Origin of the sequence: Shewanella sp. Isolate13, assembly GCF_022398325.1 — a bacterium.
GTDB lineage: Bacteria > Pseudomonadota > Gammaproteobacteria > Enterobacterales > Shewanellaceae > Shewanella.
Map to the genome: position 1 here is coordinate 1 of NZ_JAKEVD010000009.1, position 12,758 is coordinate 12,758.

The 12,758-nt window shown below is 41.7% G+C and carries 10 protein-coding genes and 1 pseudogene; 3 read left to right on the forward strand and 8 right to left on the reverse strand.

The genetic code is table 11. The annotated features are described in order from the left end of the window. Positions 1-220, forward strand: a pseudogene (locus L1D44_RS07910) (ISAs1 family transposase); the annotation flags it as partial. 231 nt (positions 221-451) lie between these two features. On the opposite strand, the gene L1D44_RS07915 reads toward L1D44_RS07910, so the two are convergent. From L1D44_RS07915 to L1D44_RS07935, 5 genes are all read right to left on the reverse strand, one after another. Further along, complete coding sequence (locus tag L1D44_RS07915; RefSeq protein WP_239889630.1) at positions 452-910, reverse strand: hypothetical protein; 459 nt, start codon at positions 908-910, stop codon at positions 452-454. Next, positions 907-2,964, reverse strand: a complete 2,058-nt coding sequence (locus tag L1D44_RS07920) for a hypothetical protein (RefSeq protein ID WP_239889631.1) — start codon at positions 2,962-2,964, stop codon at positions 907-909. The genes L1D44_RS07915 and L1D44_RS07920 overlap by 4 nt, the downstream gene beginning before the upstream one ends. Next, complete coding sequence (locus tag L1D44_RS07925; RefSeq protein WP_239889632.1) at positions 2,961-5,183, reverse strand: phage integrase N-terminal SAM-like domain-containing protein; 2,223 nt, start codon at positions 5,181-5,183, stop codon at positions 2,961-2,963. Before L1D44_RS07925 ends, L1D44_RS07920 begins: the two co-directional genes overlap by 4 nt. Continuing rightward, on the reverse strand, positions 5,176-6,501 hold the full coding sequence (locus L1D44_RS07930) for a tyrosine-type recombinase/integrase (RefSeq protein WP_239889633.1): 1,326 nt from the start codon (positions 6,499-6,501) through the stop codon (positions 5,176-5,178). Before L1D44_RS07930 ends, L1D44_RS07925 begins: the two co-directional genes overlap by 8 nt. 148 nt (positions 6,502-6,649) lie before the next feature. After that, positions 6,650-7,216, reverse strand: a complete 567-nt coding sequence (locus L1D44_RS07935; RefSeq protein ID WP_239889634.1) for a phosphatase PAP2 family protein — start codon at positions 7,214-7,216, stop codon at positions 6,650-6,652. Positions 7,217-7,398: 182 nt separating this feature from the next. Here L1D44_RS07935 and L1D44_RS07940 point away from each other — a divergent pair, with 182 nt between their 5' ends. Continuing rightward, complete coding sequence (locus L1D44_RS07940; RefSeq protein ID WP_220770633.1) at positions 7,399-7,770, forward strand: YacL family protein; 372 nt, start codon at positions 7,399-7,401, stop codon at positions 7,768-7,770. 97 nt (positions 7,771-7,867) lie between these two features. Here L1D44_RS07940 and L1D44_RS07945 read toward each other — a convergent pair whose 3' ends face one another. Both L1D44_RS07945 and narQ read right to left on the reverse strand, forming a co-directional pair. Further along, complete coding sequence (locus tag L1D44_RS07945; protein ID WP_239889635.1) at positions 7,868-8,497, reverse strand: response regulator; 630 nt, start codon at positions 8,495-8,497, stop codon at positions 7,868-7,870. A gap of 92 nt (positions 8,498-8,589) precedes the next feature. Further along, positions 8,590-10,302 carry a nitrate/nitrite two-component system sensor histidine kinase NarQ gene (gene narQ, locus L1D44_RS07950; protein WP_239889636.1) on the reverse strand — a complete coding sequence of 571 codons (1,713 nt, stop codon included), beginning with the start codon at positions 10,300-10,302 and terminating at the stop codon, positions 8,590-8,592. 239 nt (positions 10,303-10,541) lie between these two features. Between narQ and nrfA the strand changes: the two genes are divergently transcribed. Beyond that, positions 10,542-11,945: an ammonia-forming nitrite reductase cytochrome c552 subunit gene (gene nrfA / locus L1D44_RS07955; RefSeq protein ID WP_239889637.1), complete on the forward strand. Its 1,404-nt coding sequence runs from the start codon at positions 10,542-10,544 to the stop codon at positions 11,943-11,945. Positions 11,946-12,062: 117 nt separating this feature from the next. Here the strand turns inward: nrfA and L1D44_RS07960 are convergent, their stop codons facing one another. Further along, positions 12,063-12,605: an isochorismatase family protein gene (locus tag L1D44_RS07960; RefSeq protein WP_239889638.1), complete on the reverse strand. Its 543-nt coding sequence runs from the start codon at positions 12,603-12,605 to the stop codon at positions 12,063-12,065. Positions 12,606-12,758 lie beyond the last annotated feature (153 nt).

Here is a 12,758-nt window from a genome sequence, read left to right on the forward strand (position 1 = left end):
GCATTGGCACATCGAGAACCAGCAACACTGGGTGCTTGACGTCACCTTTAGGGAAGACTGTTCAAGGATTGGTGACCATGAAAACGCGAAGAAGATGGCGCTATTTCGGCGTATCGTGCTGAACCTTTTAGAGCAGCATCCGCTAAAAGCCAGTAAACCAACCAAGATAAGAAAAGCAGCATGGAATGGCGATTTTAGAAGCGAGATTTTCTTTGGTTAAATGATTTAACAAAGTTTAATCCCGCCCTGGCATAAAAACATCGATGCCAGAGGGTACGTCAACCATCGATATATTAAATGGGAATAGTGTTGGAACAACTCCACTTCCGGTGGAGATTAAATAGTTATCTAGGGCTCCTATTTTGATTTTCTACGTGTCAGCCCAGTGCTGACACGTAAAAGAAAAAAGTTCCTTTACCCCTTTAATTAGAAACTAAGGGCTAGTTGAACATTATCGAATCGGTATAACTTTACTTCTTTTTAGCTTTACGAGTTTGTCTCGTAGATCTGCATTCTCATACTCCAAATCATCAATACGAGCCAATGCTTGAACTAACTTATCATTGAGATGATGCTGTGCAGCTGCAAAGTTGGCTAGTTGCTCTCTTACCGCTTCATACTTCTCTTTATAGTTTTGCTTTATACGCTTCTGTTCATTGAGTTTAAGGCGTATTGATTGAATTTCAGGTTGAACGTATTCGCCTTTTGCTTCAGCAATATCGACTTTAACCTGTTTAACCTTTGCCACAAAATCAGGGTAGTAATAACCGCTACCATTACCTAGATTCGCTTCTTCTTCAACAGCTCTCACACTTAACTTTCGTGTAGCCTGAATGCGCTTGGGGTTACCCAGTGAAATACGCTCGAGCGCGGCTTCTAGGGCGATTAACGTATTTTTACTTCTGCTCATAATTCCGTTACCTTAATGTCGTGCTCAAAGGCTACAAAGGGCATCAGAAAGTCACTCATCACATTTTCTGCGGCTCGGATTTGGGTGACGTAATGGCTTCGGTCAGTATGAGAAATGTCTTCGCCTAATGCCATATATCGAACTAAATTTTGGTGCTTCTTTTGCCACCATTTTGCTTGGTTTTCATCGATGATGCTGCTATCTGATTCGCAATTAACGCAAAACTGAGGTGTCACTACGCCATCCATATCGCATTTGTAGCCATTCTTACAGTAACTATGCGCTGTTCCGTGGAGGGTTAAAGTTCCTTTTTTAACTGCTCGGTAAATCAGATCCCAAGAGCTATAGATATGAGGAATATCCTCCCTCATTTTTATAATCGCCTTACCATGTTTTCCAGATAAAGGTTCATTAGAGTGCCATTGCTTAAATATTGTATTAGTGGTGTTTTCTATGTTTATTTCATCAAGGGTGGCTTGAAGCTTATTATCTACCGCTAGTGCCTTTAAACTAGCCAAGCGACCTCCATCGCTATACCACTCTGTCATTGATAGATACAGGTGTTTAAATTGCTGTTTAATAGCTAGATTTGTGCCAAGTCGATGTTTGATAGTATAGAAAGCTAATGAGCGTCTAAATTGATGTGGAGATAAAGGCCAAGGTTTTCCGACAATGACATTTTCTTTTACAGCATCAAGCGATTTAGGGTTGGAATCCAAGCATTCTTGATAATCCTCTTGTGTCACAACAAACCCAAACTGTTTACAAAACAACTTTAAGCGGTCAGGCCAATGTGTTATTAAAACTGGCAGTTTCGAGCGATGTCCTTGATTACACCAAACGGTATCATTATAAGTGGGGTCTTCTTTTAATTTCTTTCGCCATTCTTTAGTGAGTGTTGAAATAAGTTCGATTGCCTTTTTAGCAATAGGTGCAGCAACCCAAACCTCTCTTTTTTCACCAAGTTTAAACGTTCGAGATTGAAGCATGTGGTAATCACGTCCCTCAAAGCGATCCTTATAATAGCTCTTTGGTGTTAACTCACCTAACTCGGAGTCCCTCATTCCAGAAAAAGCACCACAGCAGATATAGCAAGCTGTAATTACCTGCCCTAGATAAGACTTCCAATCAAGTGAATTATCAAGCTTAATACCTTTTAGTGTCTTTGTTTTCTGTAATGCTTCCTTAATAATATCTTTCAGGTTTTTAGGCTGGTTGTCATTAATAAAGAGGGCATACTTATGATTGTCAATGATATTTCCAAAATTATCGGTACATGTATACCTGCCACCATTTTTGATTTTTTTATCCGAAACACTCTTTCCCGCTAAGTAATTTTGTTGGAGTAATTCTACAATTTTTGCAATTTCACCTCTTGATGGATATGCTTGATTGACTAACTCAATAGCCTTGCCGTAAATGTCATCACTTAATCGCTCTGGTATCACTAAGGTTTGCTGCTGTTCCTTGTTACTAAGCTCTGCTGCAAGTTTTCTTGATTCAAATTTCATCTTGAAACCAAAGTTTTTTTTTAGCCAAGGCTGCAATATCAAAATGGCATTTAATGCGCAAAATATGCTTATTAAACTCCCTTGACTGAAGTCTTTAGCTATAAGCATACCTTTAAAATCACTCCATTTTTTCTCACTAGACAGTGCATATAATGATGTAGAGTTGATACTTTTAAGATATTCGTATATGTGCTTACTTTTACTAAATCGACTTATTATGGTTGATGTTTTTTGCACTTTTTTGCCTGAACGGTCTTTATGAAATAACCAGCCGTAGGCAATCAGCTTTAACTCCAATTGAAGCTCTGGAGAGCCATCAAGAAAGCGAAAGTCAAGATGGTTTTTATATTTATCTCTTGTAATCGGCTTGATGCACCAATCGTTTTGACCAAATCTAGCAACTACTTTTCCGTCTCTATCTCGACAAATAACTACATTATAAAGCGCATCCCAATTTTCATTTTCATAAAGAGTAACAACATCTTGAATTTTAACTTTTCGCTCTTTGGGAAAGCCATTAGGATACTGAACAGCATTGCTCATAGTTGGTTATCCTTATCTGATTGCATTAGCTTGTTAGGCATCATAGTAATTACAGAATCCGCATCTTCCCAAAAGGGGTGAGGGCCTTTGTCACTGAGCTTTTCTTCTGCTTGCTTCAAGATGTTTTTATTGATTTTAGGTAAGATATTCTTATCAAGAAAATCACTTATTTTATGAAAATTCTGGCGATGATGGCGTGCATCAAGGTGTAGATATAATGACTCCTCAATACATGCTTTAAATGACAGTAGACACCAAATATCACTAACGGACTGCACAATTACTTGTTCAGGACAACCAAAGCAGCCTAATAAATCAGCGCAGGCAAGTTTTTCTCCTTCTTTAAGTAAATTATGTTTTTGTGCTCTAAGGGTGTATTTTTCGGACTTATCACCAAAAGGAGTTGCACAACTCGTACCATTCGGGGTTCGACTCAGGTTTGGTAGCGAAATCTTATAAGCTTCCTCTATCGTTAAGACATCGATATTCAGCGATTCTTGTGCTGCCTTTGCTCCTTTCTTGCTCTCAGATTGCTCCTGTCGTATTGAGGAAACATCCTGCATCATTCCGTTGTTTTGATGGCGATTCCCTGTGGAGTAGTGCTTCCTACGTACATTGGATTCATTATCAAGCAATTCACTACTTGCCGCTTCACCTTGGTGGTAAGCAGTCAGTTGAGCTCCTGTCTCTCGAAATCTTGATATAACAGGCCTTAATCGATTTCCTTTTTGGTCTATAAGTTGAAAATGTTTATCTAGCCACAATGTGTTGAAAGCTGAAAGTGATCTTGATTTAACTCGCTGAACTACATTTTTTACATAGAGTTGTAGAAGTAGCGCACCCTCAGAGCCATCAATCAACTTAGACACTTCGAGTAACTTGTCAAAAAAAGCCATAGAGTATTTTGGAATATTGAGCGTATGCTCACCCATTTCAACTTGAACCGTCTTAAAGGCTCTGCGCTTAAAGGCAGGCATGGTGTACCACGTTTCACCGAGTGAAAGCCCTGCGTTTTGTGGTCTTGCTAACCCTAGAATCACACCTGTGTTGGAGTAGGTGTAATAACTCAATAGATAAGTCGCTGAACACATCATTTTAGAGATCGCACCATAAAGCGGATAGCTCTTTCCCTTCCATTCAAATGTCATAATTGAAACGTTTCTATTGGCAGCAATGTGCATTTCAGGGTTATCTAGAAATTGTTTTGCGGTCTGGTTAAACAATTGACGCAGCAATGGAAGTAACTGCTTTAGGTCACTATAGGTGTAAGCCTCAAACGGTTCTGTATCATCTACCCCCATTACAGGGAGTGGGAAGAGCCAGTTTGCTGGTAAATCTAAATAATCACGAAAAGCAACTTTAAATTTTGATAGCTCACCTGTATAACTGTTTTTTTTTATGAGATTAAGTCTCACTCTATCGGCTTGGTCTTCAAAGTAAGCTTCAACTGAAGGTTGGGTGAATGCTTCAATATTTTTGTTATCGCACCAACTGAGGTATCTTCTGGTTGCATTAAAAGAACCATATAAAGTTTCACTACTTTTTCCTTCGTCAATTTGTTCATCAAAGCTGGACTTTAGTTTTAATATAGCTCCATCACGATGTGCTGAATTAATTGGGGAGCCTTGTTGCAAGCTTTCGGTGCTAGGGATACCGTTATATAGCAAGCGATTAAAGTCGCACTTTCGGTGGTCATCCATTGTGATACATAAAGATGCATCCCAACTATGGTGGGAAGTCACATCATTTAACATCCCTTTTTTATTATTAAAGATTTCCGACGCTGTAGGTATCAAGAACCATTTTAGTGGCAGATGCAAATAGCTACGAATAACAGAGGATATAGCCGATAGCTTTACTCCGTAAGTTTTTGCTGTTATTTCCTTTATCCTGACTCTGTCAGTTAGGTGCTTGAAGTAACCTTCAAGTGATTGTTGGGTAAATGCTTCTGTACTTTTACGATCGCACCAGTTGAGGTATTGAAAGGTGGCATAAAAATAAACAAATAAAGTCCTATGACTTGTCCCTTCGTTAATTCTCTCATCAAAGCTAGATTTGAGCTGTAATATAATTCCATCACGATGTGCAGACTCAATTAGTAAGCTTTTGGTTCTAGGGGGGCCTTTACATAGCAAGCGGTTAAAGTCACATTTACGGCCGTTGTTTAGTGTTATACATAGGGATGCATTCCAACCGTGCTGATAAGTTAGATCACTCATTATCAGCTCCTAGAACGTTATGCATAATCGAATCTAGTAGTGCAAACTTCTCTTTAAATACCTCTTTTCGCTTTAAGTATCGAAGATATTTCCATGTGGTTCTCTCATTTTTATGCCCCATCCAGCCCATAAGTAGTTCTAAACACTCAACTTCCGCTAACCCTGATTGCAACAGGTCGTGAAGCCGAAATGTTCCATAAGTGGCTCTTAAATCGTGAAATCGATGTTTGAATTTTGGGTCTGTTTTCTGAATAAGCGATCTAAAATCAGACCATCTGGAGCTCGTGCTTCGTGAAGTAACAGGGTTGCCTTGCTCACTAATAAACAAAGGCTCATGACGTTCACACAATTCAAGCGCTTCAATCACTTCTTGCTTTGTCTGCAGCTCCTCATTGTTCATGCTCTCTATTTTTGCCTGAAGCTTATTTGCACGGTGTAATCTGCGTTCAGATATTCTGTAATCATCAAGGGCGTTAAGTAACCCTGCTGAGATTTCTATGTGTCTATCTTTCCCATATTTAGTTTTCACACCTGTCTTGGAAGGACTCAGTAGAATTTCATAGCGATGTTCGCTTTCTACTAATGGGGTTGCTGAATCCAATGCATCTAACGAGAGCGAGCTAGCTTCCTCTATGCGTAACCCTGCTTGAGTTGCGAGTAATATGAGTAACTTTAATTCTTGAGAGGCATGGTGAAGGTGGGAGGCCACTAGCGCTACGGACTCACGGCTTAATGGAGAAAGCGATCGAACGTTTTTGCTTTGGCTATCCTTGGGTACTTTTATTCGCAAATCACTCGAATTGACCGAAATTATTGGCCTGATGTGAGCCAGCGTACCTTGGTTTTGTACTTGAATAATCTCAATCTTAAATGGGGCTTCTTGCTCTCGATTAATCGTCAGATATTCTTCGTGCATCGCCCACAAGTAAAAATTCTTAACGTGATTCATGTAAGCATTAGCAGTGCTATATGCCAGTTGATCTTGTTTGACTAATTTAAGCAGGTACGATCGAAACAAATAGGTCGGTTTTAGTCTTTTGATCGGAGGGGTATGATCCCATTCTAGCCGTTCATCTTCCAGGAACTGATAGTATTTGAGGAGAGCACGACTGGATGGGCTAAGGTCTTTGGCTCGTTTTATGGCTTTTAGATAAAAAAAGTAGCTGTTTGGTTCACAAAGGAATATTCCATCCTGGCTAAATAAAGTTGGAAGTGAACCGATGTTATGTTCAGATGGAAGGCAATGATATGAACCATTATTATGGATTTGTAAATTTGTTTTTTTAAATACAGAACTTGAATGTATTAACTTAACCATGTGAGGCAAATCTCCAAAAAGAGTTAAAATACTGCTCTTTAAAAAGAACAGGATGTCACCTCGTTTTAGAAAGCTGTCGCATAGCTTTATATGCAACAGCCTATAAGATTTTCCAAAATAGTCAAGTAGTTGGGGTAGCCTTTCTACACTAACCCTTCATGGTAATATGATCTTCCCCAAAACTGGGGACCATCACGAGAGCTGAATTGTTGTAGGGATCGGTAAAATACAAACTGCTAAATACTGCAATGGAGCCGCCTGCCAAGACGTCATCAACATAATGACGGTTAGCCCAGACTCGGCTTGCGCCCACAAAAGTGGCAGCCGCGTATGCGGGTATCCCCCAGGCGTTACCATATCTATGATGTATATAGGCCGCGCCAGAAAACGCCGCTGAGGTATGACCCGATGGGAAGGAATTGCTCTCGCTACCATCAGGGCGAAGCCGTTCATAACCAAATTTCATGGTGTGAGTAATAATGCCTGTTGCGGCAGCGCCTTTGGCTAATTGCCAAGCACCTTCGGTATCGTCTATCCAGAGACTGCCGATGAGAGCACCTGCTGGCAGGGCTATTTGTATAACATCACCTAAGTCTGAAATGGTGCCAGACTGTCCCTCAAAAATTTCACTTTGTGCCAAAGCGGGTGAGCAGCCTATTGTGATGCTAAGCACTGTAGCGGCAGAGTATCCTATTGACGAAGTACCTAGTGTCATCGTTATCATCCTTGTTGCTATTTTTGTTTATTGTAATGTTTTGTATCGATATGTATCTCTTTAGGTGTATTGTTTGTGATTAAGTTTCAATTAGATCAGATTTTTAGTTTCACTGTAGGCGCAAGCTCACACTTATTGCGTTAAAATGATCCTTGAGAGTGATGTTTATTTTGAGCCAAATTATGGAATACGAATTTTTACGCAATACCATTACCGATACTGTATTTGCCCGTTTTAGTATGGATCATGAGGCGCTGGGTTTTTGGTTGTCGGAGGAGCTTGCCGATAATGCTGAATTATATGTTGAGATCTGTCAGCAAATTGAGCGTTTACAAAGCGGTCATGGTAATGAGTGGCGTTTGGTGGGTAAGGCGCTGTCCCTTGAGCTGGACCGTGAGCAGGCGAGAGTCTTTGCCAACGACATCGAAGATAATGATGATCAAGAGTTAGATGAATCGATGTCATTTTATGATGGCGAGTCGGAAGCTTTTTGTGGCTTAGAGGACTTTTATGAGGTGCTTGTGAGCTGGCGACGCTTCTTAGACGAAAATTGATTGCCGATCCTCAGATTTTTTTATCATCAGAAATGTACTAAAAAGGCAGCGTTTAGCTGCCTTTTTGATCCAAATGCTTTACTTCTACCGAATATCATTACTGATTTAGGTAACGTACCGCCATCTCAGTGCGTGACTTAGCGTTGGCTTTACGCAGTAAGTTTTTCACGTGTACCTTAACTGTGCCTTCACTAATGTGTAGTTGCTCTGCCACTATACGGTTGCTCTGGCCTTCGGCAAGGTGCTGGAGGATCTCTAACTCTCTAGGGGTAAGGTTGTCGATCCACTCTTGCTCATTAACCGAGCTGTTGAGTTCTGACAGATACTCTTGCACGTTATCACTGATCACCCTATGGCCCAGCATGGCACTCTTGAGCATGTCGAGCAGTATGTCTGGCTCGGTGTCTTTTAGTAAGTAACCATCGGCACCGGCTCTCACTAAGCGGATCACGTCTTGCTTGGCATCGGATACCGTTAAAATAACGATACGCGAGGTGACGCCCTCTTGCCTTAATGCATTCAGCGTGTCTAAGCCAGTCATTCCCTTCATGTTGAGATCGAGCAATATAATATCAGGCTCGTCATCGCTCACCGCCGACAGCGCATCTAAACCGCTACCCGCCTCACCAAATAGGGTGAAATCAGAGTCAGAGGTGACGAGCTGACAGATCCCACGCCGTAGCAGTGGATGATCATCAATTACTAGAACCGAATAGGGCTTTCCCATTTTAAGGCCTCCTGCTGAGGTATATACGTCAAATTAACAAGGTGAAAATCCATTAATCACCTATAAAATCAACAGTGTATTAAGTGTTTTATCTATTCACTTTCTTCCTGTTGAGGTGGGAAGGTAAGGGTCACTGTTGCCCCACCTTTTTTATTCTGGCTAAATTCTACCACACCAGAAAGGCGACTTGCGCGTTCATGCATAATTCCGAGACCAAAATGTTGATCTCTTTCTTTCAGTTCCTCGATGCCGACACCATCATCACTGATACTAATAACCACTTTATCACTCGATACCTTCTGGCAGCTAATATGAATTTGCTTGGCGTTGGCGTGTTTAATCGCATTTAAGGTCGCTTCGCGAGTTAATTGTAGAATATGAATATGTTGGTTTGCGCCTAATAATTGTGTTGGTAGCTTATAGTCTAGGGTGATCTCTGCATCAGACTGGCCACGTAGTTGCTCCACCATGGCTTCGATCGCATGGCCTAGGTTGGGATCCTTGATGGTGAGCCTGAAGGTTGATAGCAACTCCCTTAATTGTACATAAGCGGTATTGACCCCTTCGTTAATCTCTTGCAGTTGCAGTGCTGCAATTTCGCTTTTGCAGGTTTTATCCAGTTCTTTGGATAACAAGTTAACCTGAATTTTTAAGAAGGAGAGTAGCTGTCCAAGGGAGTCATGCAATTCTCTGGCAATGACGCCACGTTCTTCCATTAGAGCGAGTTGCTGTCGTTGCTCACCGGCGTTGTAGATCACCATAGAGCGAGCCAACATGATGGCAAAGTTATTAAGTAACTGAAAAGAGAAGGGTTTAGAGGATAGGACTTCTAAGTAACCTAAGTTGTTATCCTCAAACTCTAGGGGGAACTGCCGGGTATTGTCGCTATGGTGCGGCCATTCATGGTCGTTGTCAGTTGTAATAATATCGCTGACTTCACCATCTTGTACCATGACTAAGCGCAAGCGCGCCTCACTCTCGTGAGCCTGGAGTTGGTTGAGTGCTTGGGTTAGGCTGTTGGCGTCGAGCTTACTAGAGTGCAGCATGACTAGGCTATCATAAAGTAGCGTAAGCTCATTGTTAGCACGGGTTAATGCTACGGTCTTTTCTTGGACCTGCTCTTCTAAACCTTGATAAACACCGGCTAGCTTTTTTACCGTCGAATCCAAAGCGGTGCTTAAAGCACTTAATTCTAGGTACTCTGTTTTAGGCATTTCTACATTAAAGTTACCTTGTGAAATTGTATCAGCCGCCTGCATCAATTGTTGTAGAGGTTTAACAACTTTGCGCTTTGCGAGTCTTACGGTAAAGAACGCAATTAATAACATTAGGGCTAAACCTGTTATCTGACTCACGGCTAAAAATCGTAATTTTAAGGCCGCATATTGCTCGGTTTCCAGTACAAAGAGATCGATCGTATCGACAAAATCTTTTAACGCTGCAGCATATAAACGAGAATTTTCAGACTCTATGTAGTAACGCATAATCTGCCATTTATCGATAACGGTTAAGTACTTTTCTTTTAAATTATCTGGGGTATACCAACTAAGTGAACGTCTAAGTGCTTGAGAATTAAGGGTGTTCTCAAACTCCTTTATCTTGTCTTTAGCCTCTTCACTACCTGAATTTGCATAAAACATCAGTCGGTAACTCTGCATGCGTAGCGAGCCTGATGCGTTAATCGCTCTGGCATCCCCAAGGCTATAGGACAAGTTGATGATGGCAAAAATGGCTAAGCCACTCGACAATAAAATGAGAGTGAGCATAAAGCCCCAGATGGCCGAAGTGAGCCTGCCTTTTTTCATAAAAATCTCAGTAATAGAAGTTAACAGCTATTAATTTATAGCGGTTTAACATTAGTGGACACTTGATTACATTAACAAATGCGCAAAAATGTGAGCAACAACACGTTCACAAGTTGATCTACCGCAAGGTTTGTAGTGGATACCCCCTTGTGGGTATGTCTTTGTTGCATAGAAGTGATTAAATTCAACCTTGAAATAGGTGGGACTATACAAAAATATAAAAGTAACATGGAGATGAGATGGTGAAAACATTAACTAAAAAGTCTTTTGCACTGAGTGCAATCGTAGCTGCAAGTTTAATGGCTGGTAGCGCAATCGCAAGTGATGAAACTGAGCCACGTAACGAAGTCTACAAAGATAAGTTCTCTAAGCAGTATAATAGCTGGCATGACACGTCAGAAAGCGTTGAAATCATCGATGCACTTGAGCAAGATCCAAACCTAGTTATTCTTTGGGCAGGTTACGGCTTTGCTAAAGATTATAACAAGGCTCGTGGTCATATGTATGCGGTAACTGATTTACGTAACACCCTACGTACTGGTGCACCAAAGAGCGCTGAAGATGGCCCAATGCCTATGGCATGTTGGTCTTGTAAGAGCCCTGACGTACCACGCTTGATTGAAGAGCAAGGTGAAGATGGCTACTTCAAAGGTAAGTGGGCTAAAGGCGGTGCAGAAGTTGTAAACACAATTGGTTGTTCTGACTGTCACGAAAAGGGTAAGTCTAAGCTACGTCTATCTCGTCCATTCGCTGAGCGCGGTATGGAAGCAATTGGCACTCCATTCGATAAAGCTTCTCGCAAAGACAAGCAGTCTATGGTTTGTGGTCAGTGTCACGTTGAATACTACTTCGAGAAGACTGCCGATAAGAAAGGTTTTGTTAAGTTCCCATGGGACAAGGGCACAACTGTTGAAGATATGGAAGCATACTATGATGCTATCGACTTCGCAGATTGGACTCACGCCGTTTCTAAGACGCCAATGCTAAAAGCACAGCACCCAGGTTATGAAACTTGGCAGCTAGGTATGCACGGTAAGAACAACGTAAGCTGTACTGACTGTCACATGCCTAAGGTTAAGAATGCTGAAGGCCGTAAGTTTACCGATCACAAAGTGGGTAACCCATTCGATCGTTTCGAAGAAACTTGTGGTACTTGTCACGAGCAAAGCAAAGAGTTCATGGTTAACCTAGACAAAGAGCGTAAAGCCAAGGTTAAGCAGATCCAAATGCAAGCTGAAGATCAGCTAGTTAAAGCTCACTTCGAAGCAGGCGCTGCTTGGGAAGCGGGGGCGACTGAAGCTGAAATGAAGCCAATCCTAACAGATATCCGTCACGCTCAATGGCGTTGGGACTATGCAATCGCTTCTCACGGTGTTGCATCTCACGCTCCAGATGAAGCGCTACGTGTTCTAGGTACTGCAGTAAACAAAGCAGCTGATGCTCGCGTTAAGCTAGCTCAACTACTTGCTAAGAAAGGCGTTAAGCAGCCAATCGCTCTTCCAGACATCTCTACTAAAGCTAAGGCGCAAGCGGCTCTAGGTATGGACATGAAGAAGATGAACGCTGACAAGGCTGAATTCAAGAAGACTGTTCTACCTAAGTGGGATGCTGAAGCTGAAAAGCGTGAAGCAACTTACAAGTAAGATATACACTGGATAGTGTTTAATATTAAAAGCCCTCGTAAGAGGGCTTTTTTGTTGTCTGCTTTAACACTATTTTTTGCTACGGGATCTTAATTCGGAAAAAGTAACGACGAGCTCCTATTTGATGAGTCTTAGTAAAGCTTTAAAGCGATCGCCTGTGGCTTGCTGCTGCAGCTCAAACAGCAGAGATTCTACGTTAGTTTGCTTAGCGCCGCATGCCAGCATCATTTGAATACCACATAGCCTATTTGCCTCTTCTCTAGAGGAGGTTGCATCTATCACTAGGTGCGTTTCATAGCCATTTTCCAGAAGGTCCATGCAGGTTTGATAGACACAGATATGAGTCTCTATTCCGACTAGGATGACCTGTTTTTGAGGCATGTCGCTGAGCTTGGCTCGAAAGTCATTCGCTTGCCAAGCGCTAAAGTGCTGTTTATTGATGGGGTTGCAACTCCTCGTAAGCACTTGGGCTAACTCTTCACTGGTTGAGCCGAGCTTATCCGGAAGTTGTTCTAGCCACAAAATAGGTATATCAAACAACTGCAGCCCTTTTACAAGCGCATCGAGCTTTTGGTGGAGGCGTTCACTTTGCTGAACGACTCGTGCCAGTCGCCCTTGAACATCGACCACAACTAATACGCATTCTTCAGGATTTAGCATCTTAACCTTCTTTGACTTTTAAAAGTGGACTCTGCCAGTAAAGCGGAGCGTTTTGCTGATGCCAATTGGAAATTGGTCTAATGCATCACAATCTGTGCTTTATCTTTGTGCAGGTTATGAATAATTGCACTTCTCTGGTGCATTTACATTCAT